This window comes from Corynebacterium sp. HMSC063G05 (assembly GCF_001810555.1).
In the GTDB taxonomy this organism is placed as follows: Bacteria; Actinomycetota; Actinomycetes; order Mycobacteriales; family Mycobacteriaceae; genus Corynebacterium; species Corynebacterium jeikeium_D.
The window spans coordinates 51,623-70,132 of sequence record NZ_KV801839.1 but is presented as its reverse complement, the minus strand read 5'-3'; the positions used below and the strand labels follow the sequence as shown (position 1 = coordinate 70,132).

At 59.6% G+C, this 18,510-nt stretch carries 15 protein-coding genes; 13 read left to right on the top strand and 2 right to left on the bottom strand.

The window, feature by feature from the left end; translation table 11 throughout:
* Positions 1 to 15: 15 nt before the first annotated feature.
* Genes mshC through metH form a run of 3 tightly spaced genes read left to right on the top strand, consistent with a single transcriptional unit; the run spans position 16 to position 5,490 of the window.
* Entirely contained in the window at positions 16 to 1,371 is a 1,356-nt protein-coding gene (gene mshC, locus HMPREF2751_RS01715; protein ID WP_070595235.1) for a cysteine--1-D-myo-inosityl 2-amino-2-deoxy-alpha-D-glucopyranoside ligase, read from the top strand.
* 2 nt (positions 1,372 to 1,373) lie between these two features.
* A complete protein-coding gene (locus HMPREF2751_RS01710; protein WP_049189278.1) occupies positions 1,374 to 1,781 on the top strand; it encodes a hypothetical protein in 408 nt (135 codons plus the stop codon).
* 49 nt (positions 1,782 to 1,830) lie between these two features.
* Positions 1,831 to 5,490: a methionine synthase gene (gene metH, locus HMPREF2751_RS01705; RefSeq protein WP_070595234.1), complete on the top strand. Its 3,660-nt coding sequence runs from the start codon at positions 1,831 to 1,833 to the stop codon at positions 5,488 to 5,490.
* Between the two features lie 7 nt (positions 5,491 to 5,497).
* Here metH and HMPREF2751_RS01700 read toward each other — a convergent pair whose 3' ends face one another.
* Positions 5,498 to 6,403, bottom strand: coding sequence for a thioesterase family protein (locus tag HMPREF2751_RS01700; RefSeq protein ID WP_016422790.1), 906 nt, complete (start codon positions 6,401 to 6,403; stop codon positions 5,498 to 5,500).
* A gap of 155 nt (positions 6,404 to 6,558) precedes the next feature.
* Between HMPREF2751_RS01700 and HMPREF2751_RS01695 the strand changes: the two genes are divergently transcribed.
* From HMPREF2751_RS01695 to HMPREF2751_RS01675, 5 genes are all read left to right on the top strand, one after another.
* Complete coding sequence (locus HMPREF2751_RS01695; protein ID WP_083304390.1) at positions 6,559 to 7,242, top strand: HAD family hydrolase; 684 nt, start codon at positions 6,559 to 6,561, stop codon at positions 7,240 to 7,242.
* Positions 7,243 to 7,264: 22 nt separating this feature from the next.
* Positions 7,265 to 7,528, top strand: coding sequence for a phosphoribosyl-ATP diphosphatase (locus HMPREF2751_RS01690; RefSeq protein WP_005510825.1), 264 nt, complete (start codon positions 7,265 to 7,267; stop codon positions 7,526 to 7,528).
* Between the two features lie 14 nt (positions 7,529 to 7,542).
* Positions 7,543 to 8,388, top strand: a complete 846-nt coding sequence (hisG, locus tag HMPREF2751_RS01685; protein ID WP_016422792.1) for an ATP phosphoribosyltransferase — start codon at positions 7,543 to 7,545, stop codon at positions 8,386 to 8,388.
* Between the two features lie 258 nt (positions 8,389 to 8,646).
* Positions 8,647 to 10,095: an aspartate ammonia-lyase gene (aspA, locus tag HMPREF2751_RS01680; protein ID WP_016422793.1), complete on the top strand. Its 1,449-nt coding sequence runs from the start codon at positions 8,647 to 8,649 to the stop codon at positions 10,093 to 10,095.
* A 39-nt stretch (positions 10,096 to 10,134) separates the two neighbouring features.
* Positions 10,135 to 11,448, top strand: a complete 1,314-nt coding sequence (locus tag HMPREF2751_RS01675) for an anaerobic C4-dicarboxylate transporter (protein WP_070429706.1) — start codon at positions 10,135 to 10,137, stop codon at positions 11,446 to 11,448.
* A gap of 178 nt (positions 11,449 to 11,626) precedes the next feature.
* Here the strand turns inward: HMPREF2751_RS01675 and HMPREF2751_RS01670 are convergent, their stop codons facing one another.
* Positions 11,627 to 12,514 carry a RecB family exonuclease gene (locus HMPREF2751_RS01670; RefSeq protein WP_049170646.1) on the bottom strand — a complete coding sequence of 296 codons (888 nt, stop codon included), beginning with the start codon at positions 12,512 to 12,514 and terminating at the stop codon, positions 11,627 to 11,629.
* A gap of 85 nt (positions 12,515 to 12,599) precedes the next feature.
* Here HMPREF2751_RS01670 and HMPREF2751_RS01665 point away from each other — a divergent pair, with 85 nt between their 5' ends.
* From HMPREF2751_RS01665 to pafA, 5 genes are all read left to right on the top strand, one after another.
* Positions 12,600 to 13,442: a tRNA (adenine-N1)-methyltransferase gene (locus tag HMPREF2751_RS01665; protein ID WP_049170556.1), complete on the top strand. Its 843-nt coding sequence runs from the start codon at positions 12,600 to 12,602 to the stop codon at positions 13,440 to 13,442.
* Between the two features lie 109 nt (positions 13,443 to 13,551).
* Positions 13,552 to 15,129 carry a proteasome ATPase gene (arc, locus tag HMPREF2751_RS01660; protein WP_246823125.1) on the top strand — a complete coding sequence of 526 codons (1,578 nt, stop codon included), beginning with the start codon at positions 13,552 to 13,554 and terminating at the stop codon, positions 15,127 to 15,129.
* Positions 15,122 to 16,699: a depupylase/deamidase Dop gene (gene dop / locus HMPREF2751_RS01655; RefSeq protein ID WP_070595231.1), complete on the top strand. Its 1,578-nt coding sequence runs from the start codon at positions 15,122 to 15,124 to the stop codon at positions 16,697 to 16,699. The genes arc and dop overlap by 8 nt, the downstream gene beginning before the upstream one ends.
* 61 nt (positions 16,700 to 16,760) lie before the next feature.
* The gene (locus tag HMPREF2751_RS01650) at positions 16,761 to 16,955 is read left to right on the top strand and encodes a ubiquitin-like protein Pup (RefSeq protein WP_005510795.1); all 195 of its coding nucleotides are present in this window, start codon (positions 16,761 to 16,763) and stop codon (positions 16,953 to 16,955) included.
* Between the two features lie 69 nt (positions 16,956 to 17,024).
* Positions 17,025 to 18,485, top strand: coding sequence for a Pup--protein ligase (pafA, locus tag HMPREF2751_RS01645; RefSeq protein ID WP_049193530.1), 1,461 nt, complete (start codon positions 17,025 to 17,027; stop codon positions 18,483 to 18,485).
* Positions 18,486 to 18,510: the final 25 nt, after the last annotated feature.

The window sequence follows — 18,510 nt, the reverse complement described above, 5'->3', positions numbered from 1 at the left end:
GGTAGTGAGTATTTAATGCATTCGTGGCCCCAACCACAGGTTCCCAGTCTCGGCGATGCGCGTTTCGATGTGTTCAACCGCGCCAGCAATACAGGTAAGGCGCATTCGCTTGACGACGAAAACTCAACATCGGTACCCCTACGCCTCTACGACACCGCGGATCAGAAGGTCTCCCAGGTGGAAGCGGGACCGGAGGCGACCATGTACGTGTGTGGCATCACACCCTATGACGCCACGCACCTGGGGCACGCAGCAACCTACCTCACCTTTGATCTGATTTACCGTCAGCTGCTGGACAATGGACACTCGGTGCATTACGTGCAGAACATCACCGATGTCGATGACCCGTTGTTCGAACGTGCGGAGCGCGATGGGGTGGACTGGCGCGAGCTGGGCACCTCGCAGATTGATTTGTTTCGTTCGGATATGGAAAACCTGTCGGTGATTCCACCGCGCGACTATATCGGCGCCATTGAGTCCGTGGGCGAGGTCGTGGAAATGGTCGAGAAGCTGCTGGAGAATGGCTCGGCCTACCAGCTCACCGATGACGAGTACCCGGATGTGTACTTCCGCAAGAGTGCCACTGAGAACTTTGGTTACGAGTCCAATTACTCGGCAGAGCAGATGGCGGAGTTCTTTGCGGAGCGCGGTGGCGACCCGGATCGCCCGGGCAAGGAGGACCCACTGGACGCGCTGGTGTGGCGTGCCGCTCGCCCCGGGGAGCCAAGCTGGGAGGCTCCTTTTGGTGCGGGCCGGCCGGGTTGGCACATTGAGTGCTCGGCGATTGCCACCAACCGCTTGGGTAAGAGCTTCGACATTCAGGGCGGTGGCTCGGATCTCGCGTTCCCGCACCATGAGTTTTCGGCGGCTCACGCTGAAGCCGCTACTGGCTGTGCACGTATGGCGCGCCATTATGTTCACGCTGGCATGATTGCGCTCGATGGCGTGAAGATGTCCAAGTCGCTGGGTAACCTGGTGTTTGTCTCCAAGCTGGTGGCCGCCGGCGTCGACCCGAGTGCTATTCGTATTGGCGTGTTCGCCAGCCATTACCGCTCTGATCGCGATTGGTCGGACGAGGTGCTGGAGGCGGCCAAGGCACGTCACGAGGCCTGGCGTGCGGCTTGCACAGCTACAAAGACTGCCACCGATGAGAAGGCTGTGAGCGCAGCAGCGGCACTGGTTGCCGATGTGCGCGCAAGCCTGGCCAATGACCTGGATACGCCGGCTGCTCTGGCCGCTATCGATGCCTGGGCTGCGGAGTGGTCCTCGGATACCAGCAACAAGGCAGATGCTGGCACAGTAACCGGCGCAGCGGGTGCCGGAGAATTCGTTGCCGCCGCGCTGGGCGCGCTGCTTGGCGTTAAAATTTGAGCATGAGCAACTCAGATCTGTCTGCTGTCGAAGTAACGCAAGAGAACATCGATAAGCTAGTTGCCGATTTGCGCATGTTTGCCACCGGCAGCTACCTGCAGCCCGAGGAACGCGAGTTCTGGGAGCCACTTTTTGACGAATCGGTAGCCGACCAGGTCGGGGAAGCCCTCCGTGAGGCCGCCGCTGGTATCGATCAGGCGGCGGAACTGGCCGTCGATAAGCGAGAAGAAGCCGCAACGCAGGCGGTAGAGAACTGCCTACAGCGCGTGGCTGCGATTGAGCATGAGCACGGTGGCTCGATTTTTGATGAGGAGCTCGACGAGATTCTCGCGATTATCAATTCCGCAACGAAGGCTGTCGGTTTGGACCTGCCTGCGGTGAAGGCGGAAAGCTACTTTGAGATCGAATAACCAGCCCGATTAACGGCGCGGTTATGAAAGTAGACTAAGGTGTCTATTCATGACTGATCGCCACTCTTCCGAGTTCCTCACCGCACTGCACAGCCGTGTACTCATTGGCGATGGCGCCATGGGTACCCAGCTGCAGTCTTTTGACCTCGACGTTGACGCGGACTTCCTCGGCTACGAGGGCTGTAATGAGATTCTCAATGACACTCGTCCCGACATCATCGAGACGATTCACCGGCGTTATTTCGAGGCCGGCGCCGACCTGGTGGAAACCAATACCTTCGGCTGCAACTTCCCGAACCTCGCGGATTACGACATTGAAGACCGTATCCAGGAGCTAGCGCACAAGGGCACCGCAATCGCCCGCAAGGTCGCTGACGAAATGGGGCCGGGGCGCGAGGGTATGCGACGCTTTGTCCTCGGTTCGCTGGGCCCGGGCACGAAGCTGCCATCGTTGGGGCACGCTCCGTACGCTCAGCTTCGCGACGCATACACGGAGGCCGGACTCGGCATGATTTCCGGTGGCGCGGATGCGTTTTTGATTGAGACCTGTCAGGACTTGCTGCAGGTAAAGGCGGCCGTCAACGGTGTCAAGGCCGCCATGCGACAGGCTGACAAAAAGATTCCGATCGTCGTCCACGTGACCGTCGAGACCACAGGCACCATGCTGATGGGCTCGGAGATTGGTGCAGCCCTGGCAGCGCTGCAGCCGCTGGGGATCGACATGATTGGTCTGAACTGTGCAACGGGTCCGGACGAGATGAGCGAGCACCTGCGCTACCTGTCCAACTTCGCCTCCATTCCTGTATCGGTGATGCCGAATGCGGGCCTGCCAGTGCTGGGTAAGAACGGTGCGACCTACCCGCTGACCGCACCAGAGCTAGCCACAGCGCTGCGCGGCTTTGTTGAAGAGTTTGGCCTGGCGATGGTCGGTGGCTGCTGTGGTACCACACCGGAGCATGTTTCCGCTGTGCGCGATGCTATTACCGGTGCAGGCGCCTACGCCGAGCAGGGCCCTGCTGTTCAGGCAGCACGCCCATCGACGGATCCGAATGCAAAGCCAATCGATGAGGTCGCTTCTCTGTACTCGGCAACCCCGCTGACGCAGACAACCGGCATCACCATGATTGGTGAGCGCACCAACGCCAACGGTTCCAAGGCTTTCCGCGAGGCCATGCTGGCCGGCGACTGGGAGAAGTGCCTAAACACCGCCCGCGGTCAGGTCACCGATGGCGCACACATGATCGACCTGTGTGTGGACTACGTGGGGCGCGACGGTCGCGATGACATGGCAACCCTGGCATCGCAGATCGCCACCTCGGTGACGTTGCCGGTCATGCTGGACTCCACGGAACCGGAAGTTTTGAAGACTGGCCTGGAGCACCTCGGTGGTCGCTGCGCGGTCAACTCTGTGAACTTTGAAGACGGCGATGGCCCGGACTCGCGCTACCAGCGCATTATGCGCCAGGTTGTTGAGCACGGTGCTGCCGTGGTCGCTTTGACTATCGACGAAGAAGGTCAGGCGCGTACAAAGGACAAGAAGATTGAGATCGCCGAGCGTCTCATCGCCGACATCACCGGCACGTGGGGACTGCGCGAGCAGGACATTATTGTCGACTGTCTGACTTTCCCGATTTCCACTGGCCAGGAGGAAACTCGCCGCGACGGCATCGAAACCATCGAAGCCATCCGCGAACTTAAGCGTCGCCACCCGAACGTGCACACCACGCTCGGTCTGTCCAACATTTCCTTCGGTCTGAACCCGGCGGCTCGCCAGGTACTCAACTCGGTGTTCCTCAACGAGTGCATCGAGGCCGGTCTGGACTCCGCCATTGCCCACAGCTCCAAGATCTTGCCGATGAACAAGATCGACGACAAGCAGCGCGAAGTCGCTCTCGATATGGTGTACGACCGCCGTCGTGAAGCGGGGCACCCCGACGGGGAGTACGACCCACTGCAGGTATTCATGGAGCTCTTCGAAGGAGTCTCCGCCGCTGACGCGAAGGACGCCCGGGCCGAAAAGCTCGCCGCCATGCCGCTGTTCGACCGCCTGGCGCAGCGCATCATCGACGGTGAGCGCACGGGTATCGAGGCTGACCTCGATGAGGGCATGAAGGAAAAGGAACCGCTGGCGATTGTCAACGAGGACCTGCTGCGTGGCATGCAGACCGTTGGTGACCTGTTCGGTTCTGGCCAGATGCAGCTGCCATTCGTGCTGCAGTCGGCCGAGACGATGAAGGCCGCGGTGGGCTACCTCGAGGGCTTTATGGATGCCGAGGATGCCACGGGCTCCAAGGGCTCGATTGTGCTGGCCACGGTGAAGGGCGATGTCCACGACATCGGCAAGAACCTGGTGGAGATTATTCTCTCCAACAACGGCTACACCGTGCATAACCTGGGCATTAAGCAGCCAATCGCTACGATTCTGTCCGCCGCCAAGGAACTGGATGTCGACGCCATCGGCATGTCCGGCCTGCTGGTGAAGTCCACTGTGGTGATGAAGGACAACCTGCTGGAGATCAACTCCGCCGGCGATGCCACCCGCTTCCCAGTACTGCTCGGCGGCGCCGCGCTGACGCGTAGCTACGTGGAAGACGACCTGTCCGAGCTCTACCACGGCGATGTCTACTACGGCAGGGATGCCTTCGAAGGACTGCGCATCATGGACGAGCTGATGGCAGCTAAGAAGGGCCTCGGCCCAGACGAGAATTCGCCAGAGGCCATTGCTGCCCGCGAGAAGAAGGAAGCTCGCCGCGCCCGCCGTGAGCGCTCCAAGCGCATCGCCGCGCAGCGCGCCGCCAAGGCTGCTGCTGAAGCCCCCGAGGTGCCGGAGCGTTCCGATGTCGCCGCTGATGTCCCCGTTGCGACACCGCCGTTCTGGGGAACCCGCATTGTCAAGGGCCTGCCCCTCGACGACTACCTGACCACCCTCGACGAACGCGCTCTGTTCATGGGGCAGTGGGGACTGCGCGGCACCCGCGGCGACGAGGGGCCGAGTTACGAGGAACTGGTCGAATCCGATGGTCGTCCACGCCTGCGCGCATGGCTGCAGCGCCTGCGCGCCGAGAACATCCTCCAGCATGTGGCTGTCGTCTATGGCTACTTCCCAGCAGTTTCTGAGGGCGATACCGTACACGTACTGCCGCTACCTGCGGAAGGGGAGCAGCCCGACCCCGCGGCAGAGCCAGTGGTGTCCTGGACCTTCCCGCGCCAGCAGCGTGGTCGCTTCCTATGCATTGCTGACTTCATTCGCTCGCGCGAAGATGCCATCGCCGCAGGACAGACCGACGTCATGCCGTTCCAGCTGGTGACCATGGGACAGCCCATCGCTGACTTCGCCAACGATATTTACGCCAAGAACGAATACCGCGACTACCTGGAGGTTCACGGTATCGGCGTGCAGCTCACCGAGGCGCTGGCCGAGTACTGGCACCAGCGCATTCGCTCCGAGCTCGCGTTCTCCGACGGCACAAGTGTTGGCGCGGAAGACTCCGACGATACCCAGGACTTCTTTGACCTGAAGTACCGTGGCGCTCGTTACTCCTTCGGCTATGGTTCCTGCCCGGATCTGACCTTCCGTCAGGGCATGATTGACCTGCTGCAGCCGGAGCGCATCGGCGTGGAGCTCTCTGAGGAGCTCCAGCTGCACCCAGAGCAGTCCACCGATGCGTTCGTGCTCTACCACCCGGAAGCGAAGTACTTTAACGTGTAGCTTCGCGCTATCCCTGCGGTCGCACCAGCAAGGTCTGCATGCTGCGGCCGATGGGGCCGTGCACATCGTAGAGCTCGCCCGCGGTCATGCCGATTCCGTCCGGCCCAATGGAACCGCGGGCGGCGATGCCCACCCAGCCGCCGTCTTCCGACTGCAACTCCGATTCCGCCGACTTCTCCGAGGCGCCGAGCTGGGGGAGTCGGTGCAGGTGAACCACTAAGTCGGTATTCATAAACGCCCACTGGTGCGGGCTCAGCGTGGCCCCGATACCGTTGGCGGTATCAGCTACCTGCATGACTCGCTCCACCGCAGTCGGCTCCTCCCCGAGCACGATTGGGTACTGCGCGCGAACCCAGTGAATTTGCGTCTCGGCCAGCTCTTCCGTCGCGCCGGCGCGGGCTTCAATTGATTCGATGTAGCCGCCACTCCAATCGTCGGTAAGCGGAATGTACTCGGCGCTGCATTCCTCGGGCCCGGGCACCTGCTTGTCGAATGCACGCTCAATATCCCGCGTATCCGCAGTGGCCATCATCCATGCGGACGCCGTGGCAACTGGCCGCCAGGCACCCTTGACGTCGGCAAGCAATTCGGCTTCGACCTTGGCGATTTGCCGCCCCGGGCGCGAGACCCATGAGCGCGCGCGGAGCTCCGTGTACGGTACAGCCGACAACAGATCCACGGCGATGCGAGTAATACGCATCCCCTCGCTTTCCAGACGGCGGCGCTCCAACATGCGCGTCAGCAGCGCCGACGGCGGCGCACCGTGCTGAAACGGCCCCCACGCCCCATAAGTGAAGCTAGTGGGCATGAAGCGCTCGTAGCTGAGCTCGCCTTCGGTGACCGTCCCTAGCGGAATGAAGTATGCCTCGGGTTGGTCGATAGCCTGGGCGAGCGAATCTTCAGTGGTTGTCATAGCGAGTCGATGCCTTTCATTCACGCGGAACACGTTCATGCGGTGGTTTCATGCAGCACCGCAACATACTTTCCTTCCTGAAACTCTAAACCTTCATCCGACGGTTTTGCTGACATAATCGCTAAATGCTTGATTGCCTGGCATAGTCGCATGGTGTGAAAGCAATTTTGTGGGACATGGACGGCAGCCTCATCAACACGGAACCTCTGTGGGAGATTGCCACGTACGACCTCTCGGAATTCGTAGGCCGTCGCCTGACTCCGGAGTTGCGCATGCAGTGCGTCGGCAACACGCTCTGGGACACGCTGTCGATTTGTGCTGATCATGCGGGACGCACGCTTGACGACGAGCTGTTTGCCTCGGGCTCCCAATTCGTCGAAGGTCGCTTCACAGAATTGGTTCTAGAACATGGGGTGGAGTGGCGCCCGGGTGTGCCGGAGATTTTGGACCAGGCCCGAGCTGGTGACATTCCGGTGGTGTTGGTGACCAATACCCGTCGGCACGTGGCGCAACCCTGCATTGATGTCATGGGGGAGCAGCACTTCGCCGCAACAGTGTGTAGCGATGAGGTGGCCAACGGCAAACCGGCACCGGATCCGTACTTGCGTGGCGCAGAGCTAGCCGGATTTGCGCCAGAGGACTGCCTGGCTATCGAAGATTCCTCAACGGGGGTGCGCTCTGCACTCGCTGCGGGATGCACGGTGGTGTGGAATCCAATGCCGGATGTGAGCGTTTCGCAGGCTGATGTGGGGACGTTAGTACCCCCGGCGCGCTTCATTTCGGGCAATTTGGATACCTCGAATTTGGGCTTTTTGCGGGCTGCTTTCGCGGGCGAGTAGACGACATGGAACAATAGACCGGGTGAAGAACTTTGATGACCTGTTTGCAGAGCTGAAGGAAAAAGCACAGTCGCGCCCCGAGGGATCGGGCACAGTCAAGGCGCTGGACGCTGGTGTGCATTTCCAGGGCAAGAAAATTGTCGAAGAGGCCGGTGAGGTCTGGCTTGCAGCTGAGCACGAATCTGACGAAGCCCTCGCAGAGGAGATTTCGCAGCTGTTGTACTGGCTGCAGGTGGTCATGGTCGGTCGCGGGCTGAGCCCCGAGGATGTTTACAAGTACCTGTAGGAGAAATCAACACCATGCTGCGTATTGCCGTGCCCAACAAGGGATCGCTGTCCGAGGCGGCAGTCGAAATCCTGAAGGAAGCTGGCTACCCGGGTCGAGGCGACTCCAAGAGCCTGACCATCCACGACGAAGCCAACGACATTGAGTTTTTCTTCCTCCGCCCGAAGGATATTCCCATCTACGTTGGCAACGGCCATCTGGATTTGGGCATCACCGGCCGCGACCTGGCCGCTGACTCGCTGGCTCCGGTCGATGAGGTTCTGAATCTGGGCTTCGGCGCCTCAACCTTCCGCTACGCCGCTCCGGCCGATGAGGAGTGGACCGTAGAAGCTCTGGAGGGCAAGCGCATTGCCACCTCGTACCCGAACCTGGTGCGCGAGGATCTGAAGGCTCGTGGCATTAACGCCACCGTCATTCGCCTTGATGGTGCAGTGGAGATTTCCATCCGCTTGGGAGTTGCCGACGTAATCGCCGATGTTGTCTCCACCGGTCGTACCCTGCGCAAGCAGGGATTGAAGCCATTCGGCGATGTTTTGGTCAGCTCTGAGGCAGTTGTTGTCGGACGCAAGGGCGTAGAGGTCACCGAGGAGCAGCAGGTGTTCCTACGTCGCATGACCGGCATTCTGCATGCCAAGACGTACTTGATGATTGACTACAACATCCGTGCGTCCGCGCTGGAAGAGGCATCCAAGCTCACCCCGGGCCTGTCTGGTCCGACCGTGTCGCCGCTGGCTAACGAGGATTGGGTAGCAGTTCGCGCGCTAGTTCCGAAGGCAGAGGCCAACCCGCTCATGGATGCCCTGGCGAAGATTGGTGCCGAGGCGATCTTGGCTTCGAATATCCGTATCGCGCGTATTTAAGTCACGCGAACCTTACACGCTATCCAGTGGGAGCTTCCTAGCTGAATCCACCCTTTACCTACGCTAGCGTAGGTAGTAATATTGACACTAAGAGTGCGCACGGCGTTAGCCGGACCGAAGCAGTAACTTTATGCCTGTACATGCGGCACATACGCCAGCACTGTAGTTTTGGCGGTGTAACCAATCATCGCCACTAAATGTGGCCCACAAGGCTGCGTCTACTAGGCCTGCTAAAAGGCTAGAAGGGATTGCTTCCACATGTCCGCAACACGTACCGAGGTCGACCTGCTTGGCTCTATGGAGGTTCCGGCAGAGGCTTACTACGGCATCCACACCCTGCGCGCAATCGACAACTACCAAATCTCAGCCAAGACCATCAACGACGTGCCCGAATTCATTCGTGGCATGGTGATGGTTAAGAAGGCCACGGCCATTGCCAACCAGCGCGTCCACACGCTGCCCAGCGATGTTGCAGACATCATTGTCGCCGCATGTGATGAAATCCTGGAAAAGGGACGCTGCATGGATCAGTTTCCAATCGATGTCTTCCAGGGTGGCGCTGGCACCAGTCTCAACATGAACACCAACGAGGTCATCGCTAACCTCGCTCTGGAACTGCTCGGTCTGGAAAAGGGCCGATACGACGTCATTCACCCCAACGATGATGTCAACCAGTGCCAGTCAACCAACGACGCCTACCCAACAGGTTTCCGTCTTGCTATCCACATGTCGCTACTGAGCTTGCAGAAGCACTTCGACTCCCTGGTTGAGGCCCTACACGCCAAGGGTGATGAATTCAACGACATCATCACAATGGGCCGCACGCAGCTGCAGGATGCCGTTCCAATGACCCTGGGACAGGCTTTCCACGCATTTGCCCACAACCTTGAGGAAGAGCAGGAGTCCATCGCAACTGCGTCGGCACGCCTGCTGCAAATCAACCTGGGAGCAACCGCTATCGGTACCGGCGTGAATGCGCCGGCAGGCTACCGCGAGGCCGTGACCCAGGCACTACGTGAGGTCAGTGGCTTTAAGGTGACCTCTGCGAAGGACCTAATCGAAGCCACCAGCGATACCGGCGCCTACGTCAGCGTGCATGCATCCCTGAAGCGCGCGGCCATGAAGATTTCCAAGATGTGCAACGACCTGCGCCTGCTGGCATCGGGTCCACGAGCCGGACTGAATGAAATCAACCTTCCGGAGCGCGCCGCTGGGTCTTCGATTATGCCGGCAAAGGTTAACCCGGTAATCCCAGAGGTCGCGAACCAGGCCTGCTTCAAGGTCTTCGGCAACGACGTGACCCTGACCTGGGCAGCCGAGGCTGGCCAGTTGCAGCTAAACGTGATGGAGCCTGTCATCGGCGCATGCCTCTTCGAGTCGATTGAACTGCTGCGCAGTGCTACCGACACTCTGCGCGACAAGTGCATTACCGGCATCACCGCTAACCCGGAAGTTTGCCGCGGCTATGTGGAAAACTCCATCGGTATCGTGACCTACCTGAATCCGGTCATTGGCCACCACGAGGGCGATATGATTGGCAAGGAAGCCGCTCGCACTGGCCGCTCCGTCCGGGACATTGTCCTCGAACGCGGGCTGATGGACGAGAAGGAGCTCAACCAGGTCCTGAGCACCGAGAACCTCATGCACCCGGAATACCGGGGGAAGCGCTACGTGGCAGGGGAGTCTCGCCTCGACGATTTGTCCTAAGCGGCAACAAGTCTAACGAGTGACTTTTCGGAGATACACATGTTAGTTGCCGTCCAAATCTCTATCGTTCTAGCAGCGATCCTCCTTGGCGCGCGTCTTGGTTCAATTGCTATCGGGTTCGCCGGTGGGCTGGGCGTTTTGGCGCTGGGCATCACCGGGGTTCCGGTCACCAAAGACGACATTCCGTTCGATGTCATCGGCATCATTATGTCGGTAATCGCGGCAATTGCCGCTATGCAGAAGGCCGGAGGCATGGACTATCTCGTCCACATTGCCGAACGGTTGCTGCGCAAGAATCCGCGACACATCACCTACTGGGCCCCGGTTGTCACCTACCTGATGACACTGCTCGCCGGCACCGGCCACACCGCATTTTCCACCCTCCCAGTTATCGCCGAAGTATCCAAGGAGGGAGGCGTTCGCCCGTCCCGCCCGCTGTCCGTGGCGGTCATCGCATCTCAGTTGGCGATTACGGCATCACCCATTTCAGCGGCTGTGGTGCTGATGGCTTCGCTCATGGAACCCCGCGGCGTTGGTTATCTCACACTCCTGGCGATTGTCATTCCTTCGACGTTCCTCGCCATCCTTCCGACCGCCTTTGTCACGAATCACCTAGGCAAAGAGCTTGACGACGATCCGGAGTATCAAAGCCGCTTGGAAAAGGGGTTAGTCTCCAAGCCACGTGGCCAGATGAGCGAATACGTGCCAACCAAGTCGGCCAAGTGGTCCGTGGCGGTTTTCCTACTCTCGATTCTCGCGGTGATGGTCTATGCGACCATCAGCACTGAACAGGTCGGCCTCATCGCTGATCCCACGCTCCCACGAAACGAGGCAATCATGTCAATCATGTTGACCGCCGCCACCGTTATCGTGCTGGCCTGCAAGTTGGACGCGGCAACCATTTTGAACACACCGGTGTTCAAATCGGGCATGTCCGCCAGCGTCTGCGTTCTCGGTGTGGCGTGGCTGGGAACCACAATTATCAACCACTACATCGACGACATTAAGGCCGCGTCCGGCAGCCTACTGACCACAATGCCGTGGATGCTGGCAATCGTGCTCTTCTTCGCGGCCGCATTGCTGTACTCGCAGGCGGCCACGGCAAAGGCCATCATGCCCGCTGCACTCGCGGTGGGAGTTTCTCCCATCACTGCGATTGCTTCCTTCGCAGCGACTTCCGCGCTATTCGTACTGCCTACTTACCCGACGCTCCTTGCCGCGGTGGAGATGGACGACACTGGCACAACCCGAATTGGCAAATACGTGTTTAACCACTCGTTCATCATCCCAGGCACCTTATGTATTGCCCTGTCCGTCGCGTTCGGTTTCGCCTTCGGCAGCGCACTGCTGTAGTGGGGGGCTACCTAGAACACCGCATAGAGAAACTGACTAGGTTTATGACAAAATCGAAGCGGTTAAGTCCATTCACCTGTCATAAACCTAGTCAGTAACTTGTACTGACACCGTTACCGCCGACGGTGGCACCCCGCGAAAGCTAAGTTCGCCGCGAGAGCCACCCCATCCGCAGCTTTTACTCAGTGCCGCCATCGCCGACAGCACCCGGCCAACCGGGGTACTCCGGTGTGACCCCGCCATAGGCAGGGCACATCTCCTGGAAAGAACACCACCCGCAGAGCTTGGACTTCTTCGGTACAAAGTCACCGTTTTCACCGTCGCGCACGATCGCCGACCACAAGTCGGCAATCTCCGCTTGGAAGGCCTCTAATTCTGTCGCGTTGGGACTCAGCACCAGGTCATCGGCAACCTTCAGGTACATCAACCGCAGCTGTTCCGGGATACGACCGGTGAGCCGCCACCACACCAGCGCGTAAAACCGCATCTGGAAGAGCGCCTCATCCTGGAAGCGAGGAGAGGGCTTCTTGCCCGTCTTGTAGTCGACAATCCGGACCTCACCGGTCGGGGCAATATCGACGCGGTCGATAAAACCACGAAGTGGCACTGACAATGGCACAGTCTGATCCGCATCCGGATCGATAACCAGCTGAACGAACTTTTCCATCTCGGCCGCATCGAAGCCCATGGGGTTTTCCATCATGAAATACCCCTTGAGCAGGCCGCGGCATTCGACCAGGAAGTCGTAGTAATCATCCTCCGGAACTAGCTCAATCAGTTCCTCGTCCTTTGCACGCATGTCCTCCCAGGTCGGCTTCAGCCGTTTCACCGCTGCGGGGTAAGTGCGTTCTTCACGGGGCCAGGCATGCATCTGTTCGAGCACAGCATGCACCAACGTGCCCTTGACCTGCGCGACAGTCGACGGCTCCGGAATCTTGTCAATCGCACGGAACCGGTACTTCAGCGGGCACTGGCGGTAGTCATTAGCTCTCGACGGCGACAGCGCCAACTTAGAGCGGCGGGAAGGTTGAACTGCTGACTTAGAACTTTGGGCATTGTCGGGCATACTAGCCAGGTTAGAGTACCGCCCGGATTTGGCTGCACCCGACATGACCCGACCCAACCAAACCCCAAAAGGAGCCCACACACCTATGGCATTGAGCGGACCATTCCAAGTCGGCGACCGAGTCCAGCTGACTGACTCGAAGAATCGCCACTTCACCGTCATCCTCGAGGAGGGTGGCAAGTTCTTCACTCACCGCGGCACCATCCTCCACGACGACCTCATCGGCGCCAAGGAAGGCACCACCGTCACCTCCAGCGAAGGCACCGTCTACCTGGCCATGCGTCACTTGCTGGTCGATTACGTCCTGTCCATGCCGCGCGGTGCTGCGGTGATTTACCCGAAGGATGCTGCACAGATCATCGTCGAGGGCGACATCTTCCCAGGTGCGCGCGTGTTGGAGGCCGGCGCTGGCTCCGGCGCGCTCAGCCTCAACCTGCTCCGCGCCATCGGCGCTGACGGGCAGCTTATTTCCTACGAGGTCCGCGAGGACCACATCGAGCACGCGGAACGCAACGTTGTCGACTTCATGGGTCACAAGCCCGACAACTGGGACTTGCGCCTGGGCGATCTCAACGAGGCCTCCGTCGAGTCGCTCGGCGGCCCGGTCGACCGAGTCATTCTGGACATGCTCGCTCCATGGGAATGCCTGGACACCGTTTCGAAGGTGCTTCAGCCTGGCGGCGTGCTCATGGTCTATGTCGCCACTGTTCCGCAGCTAATGAAAGTCATGGAGGGCATCCGCGCGCAGAAGTGCTTCACCGAACCACGCGCCTGGGAATCCCTGGTCCGCGACTGGAATGTTCAGGATCTCTCCGTCCGCCCGGCGCACCGTATGCAGGCGCATACCGCATTCCTGGTGTGGGCACGCAGGCTTGCCGACGGCACGGTGCCTCCGCGCCCACAGCGACGAAATCAAAAGAAGCTCTAGACCCGCCGCTTCGCGCTGGGAGGTGTAGCCGTCGTAAAGCGTGATGCGACACACGGTCTAAATCGACCAAGCAACAACGGCATCTGGCCCTATGGGTAATCTGGGATACATGACAACGCCGTCTGACAAAATCCGTGATCTTGAGCAGAAGAACTACAACCTCGGCATTCGTAATAATCGCCTGGTTGAGCTGTTGCGGGACTCCCGTAACAAGCTAGAGCTACTGCGCCAAGACATGGAGGACATGCTGGAGCCGCCTAGCACGTACGGTATTTTCCTTAAGCCGGGGCCGGAGAAAGGCACCGCAGAGGTTTTTACCGGAAATCGACGGATGCGCCTGCGGGTGCAGCCGGAGATTAATGAGCGGGCGCTTCGGCCGGGTGCGCAGGTGCGTCTGAATGAGGGCTCGATAATCGTGGAGGACTGCGGTTATCCGGAAAGCGGCGACATCGCCAATGTTCGTGAGGTGCTGCCGGATCGGGAGCGCATTCTGGCCTCGGATACTCACGGTGAGGAATTCGTGGTGTCTCTGGCTGGGGACTTGTCGCCGAAGCCGGGGGACTCGGTGATGATTGACCGCAAGTCGGGCTATGCGTTTGAGGTCATTCCGAAGTCCGAGGTGGAAAACCTGGTGCTGGAAGAGGTACCGGATGTCACCTACACGGATATCGGTGGTTTGGACAGTCAGATTGAGCAGATTCACGACGCCGTGGAGATGCCGTTCCTGCAGCCAGAACTGTTTGAGCAATACAACCTGCGTCCTCCGAAGGGTGTGCTGCTCTACGGCCCTCCCGGCAATGGTAAGACGCTGATTGCCAAGGCTGTGGCTAATTCGTTGGCTCGCAAGATTGCGCTATCCCGAGGTAAAACCGAGTCGGAGGCGCAGCGGGCGCAATCGTACTTCTTGAATGTCAAGGGCCCGGAGCTGCTGAACAAGTTCGTGGGTGAGACCGAGCGTCAGATTCGCCTGATTTTTGACCGCGCTCGCGACATTGCCGAGGATGGCAAGCCGGTTATTGTCTTCTTCGATGAGATGGACTCGATTTTCCGCACTCGTGGTTCGGGTATCTCCTCGGATATGGAAAACACAGTGGTCCCGCAGCTGCTCAGTGAACTTGACGGTGTGGAGGGGCTGGAAAACGTCATCGTGATTGGTGCCACCAACCGCGAGGAGATGATTGACCCGGCAATTCTGCGCCCAGGACGCTTGGATGTGAAAATCCGCATTGAGCGCCCGAATGAGGCTGCGGCGAAGGATATCTTCCGCAAGTACTTGACTCCAGAGCTGCCGTATAACGCAGCCGAGGTGGAGGCACACGGTGGGGTGGAACAGAATGTCGCACACCTCATTGACCAGGTTGTTGAGCGGATGTACGCCAAGACAGTAGAAAACGAGTACGTGCGAATTCGCTATGCAGATGGCACCAGCGAGGTTATGTACTACCGCGATTTCAACTCCGGCGCGATGATTTCCAACATCGTCGACCGTGCGAAGAAGTCCGCCATCAAGTCGGTTATCGCTGGCGGCGAGGCTGGTATTAGCTTGGATCACCTTCTATCCGCAGTGGCGGAGGAGTTCGCGCAGAACGAGGACCTGCCAAACACCTCGAACCCGGATGAGTGGGCTCGCATCTCCGGTCGTCCAGCGGCGCGCGTTGCCTCGGTCGAGGTGATTCGCCATGGCTAAATCCGCCGCCAGTTCTGCACAGCCGAACCGCTTCTTCGGCACGGAGATTGAGTACGGCATTTCCAGCCCGGACAACCCGGATGTCAGCCCAATTCTCACCTCCACGCAGGCCGTGCTCGCTTTCGCGCATGAGCAGGAGGAGGGCCTGTCGGGGCGCATCCGCTGGGATTACGCACCAGAGTCGCCACTGCGCGACAGCCGTGGTTTCGACCTGCGCCGTTACCACCAGCCACCGATTGTGGACCCGAACGCCGTCGGCGCTGCAAACCTGCTGGTGCAAAATGGTGCTCGCTTCTACGTCGATCACGCGCACCCGGAGTACTCCTCGCCAGAGACGGCAGCTGCCCGCGAGGCGGTTATCGCTGACCGCGCAGGTGACAAGATTATGCTGCGCGCAGCTCAGCTTGCCGCCGAAGCCACCGATGCCGAGGGCAATCTAGGTCCGACGCTGAAGCTCTACCGCAACAATGTCGATGGCAAGGGCGCCTCGTATGGCGCCCACGAGAACTACCTCTTCTCCCGGGAAACCGAGTTCGATGACATTGTCGCCGGTCTGACGCCATTTTTCGTCACCCGCCAGGTATTCACGGGCGCTGGTCGCGTAGGTCTGGGGCAGACGGGGCAGGAGTCGGGTTTCCAGATTTCGCAGCGCGCGGACTACATCGAATCTGAGGTCTCGCTGGAGACCACTTTGAACCGCGGCATCATCAACACCCGCGATGAACCACACGCCGACTCCGATCGCTTCCGACGCCTGCACGTCATCATCGGGGATGCCAACATGAGCGAGGTCGCCACCTTCCTCAAGCTGGGCACCACAGGTTTGGTCATCGACGCCATCGAGGACGGCGTGCGTTTCGACGACCTGCAGCTCCGCAACCCCGTCGAGGCCGTCCATAAGGTTTCCCGAGACCTGACTTGCACCGAGAAGCTGCAGCTGGCAGACCATGTCACGTGGATGTCCGCAGTGGAGATGCAGTACGAGTACCTGCGTCGCGTGGAGAGCTACGACCAGCAGGGCGACGTCGTCAAGCTCTGGCGTGAAGTGCTCGACGTGCTTTCCGACGACCCCCGCAAGGCAGCCCACCTGCTGGATTGGGTGGCGAAATACAACCTCATGGAGGGCCTGCGTACCCGCCTGGGCGCGGGCTGGGACCACCCGAAGTTGGCGTTGATTGATATTCAGTACTCGGATATTGATCCGGCTCGTGGGCTGTACCATGCGCTGGTGCGCCGTGGTTCGATGCGCACGCTCGTGACCGAGGAAGAAGTCGACCGAGCGGTTGAATACGCACCGGAGTCTACGCGTGCGTATGTACGCGGTGGCATTCTGCGCCGCTTTGGCAAGGATGTCGTCGCGGGCAGTTGGACCAGCTTGGTGGTGGACACCGCGGGGGTGTATCGGAGCACTCGTGACGTGGAGTCGCCTGGAATTACGCTGGCCTACATTACGCTGGATGAAGTTGACCGTTTCACTGCCGCAGAATGCGGTGACGTGTTGGAGTCTGCGGAGACAGTGGCCAAGGTGGTTGAGCATCTGCGTACTCTCGGGGCTATCCGCGAACAATAGGCACACATAGTGCAGTAATAGAGCAGTAATACTCAAAAGTTCATTTTTAAGGAGCAATATCATGGCTGGTAACACTCAGGTTTTCGGCGGCGGTTCCGGCGGAGGCGACGAGGAAGAGTTCGGCGAGGTCGCTGGCGGCGGTCAGGCTCAGGAGCACGTTGCAGCTGCTGACGACCTGCTGGATGAAATTGATGGTCTGCTGGAGAACAACGCCGAGGAGTTCGTGCGTTCGTATGTCCAGAAGGGTGGCCAGTAAAAAGTGACTGACCAGCAGGTAGGGCAGCAGGAGCCGGAAGCAACGCCGACACCGGTACCGGCACAGGCGTTGACCCGACGCATCACCGGTATTGAGACCGAGTTCGGCATCACTCTGACGCTGGATGGCTCGCGCCGTCTGGGACCGGATGAGATTGCCCGCTACATGTTCCGCCCGGTGATCGCTAAGTACGGGGCAACCAACATTTTCACCCCCAATGCTGGTCGTATGTACCTCGATGTCGGAAGCCACCCGGAGTACGCTACCGCTGAGTGCGATTCGGTCTCGCAGCTGGTAGCGTACGACCGCTCGGGCGAGGTCATCTTGAATGAACTCGCTGAAAAGGCTGAAGCAGAGCTTGCCGACGAGGGCATCGGTGGCAAGGTCTACCTGCTGAAGAACAACGTTGATACCGTCGGTAACTCCTACGGTTGTCACGAAAACTACCTGGTTGGACGTGAACTGGGACTGAAGTCCCTGTCCAAGCTGCTGCTACCTTTCTTGGTTACGCGACAGCTCATCTGTGGCGCGGGGAAGATTTTCCTGCCGTACCCAACCTCGCCGTATCACAACGATCCGATTCAGTACTGCTTCTCGCAGCGCGCGGATCATGTGTGGGAGGGCGTCTCCAGTGCAACGACGCGCTCCCGGCCGATTATTAACACTCGCGATGAGCCACACGCGGACTCCAACCGATTCCGCCGCTTGCACGTCATCGTGGGCGACTCCAACATGAGTGAGACGACGACTGCGCTCAAAATTGGCTCCACTCAGCTGGTACTGGAGATGATTGAAGCCGGCGTGAAGTTGCCGGACTTCGAAGTCGCCAACGAAATCAAGTCCATCCGTGCGGTGAGCCGCGATATGACCGGCAAGGCCGAGATTCCACTGCGCAGTGGCGAAACTGCCACCGCACTGCAGATTCAACGCGAGTTCCTGGACGCTGCGACGGAGTGGCTGAAGGTCCGCGAAGAAAACATGGTCAATGAAGACAAGGGCATTGCCGGGGCCGGCACGTCCAACGAGGAAATGGGCCGCATCGTCGAGCTGTGGGGTCGCGCGCTGGATGCCGTGGAAACCGGTGACTGGTCTCTCATTGAGCACGACATTGACTGGGCCATTAAGTACTCGCTCATGAAACGCTACCTGGATCGCGGTCTAACGCTGGAGGACCCCAAGCTTCATCAAATCGACTTGGCCTACCACGACATCCGTCCCGGCCGAGGCATCTTCCGTGCGCTGGAAGCCCGTGGTATTGCCTCGCGGTGGATTACCGATGAGCAGGTCGCTGAGGCGGTCCGCATCGCACCGCCAACTACTCGTGCGAAGCTGCGCGGTGATTTCCTCGTTGCAGCCGAAGACTCCAGTTTGAAGACCGTAGTGGACTGGACACACCTGAAAATCTCCGGCGACGATCCCATCTCCACTATGCTCGGCGACCCCTTTGCCACGGAAAACGATGAGGTCAATGAGATGATCGAGATTCTGACGGCCGCGAAGAAGACCTCGGATACGGATTCGAATAACTAGTTCCGTCCCCGGAAACTGCCCCAGG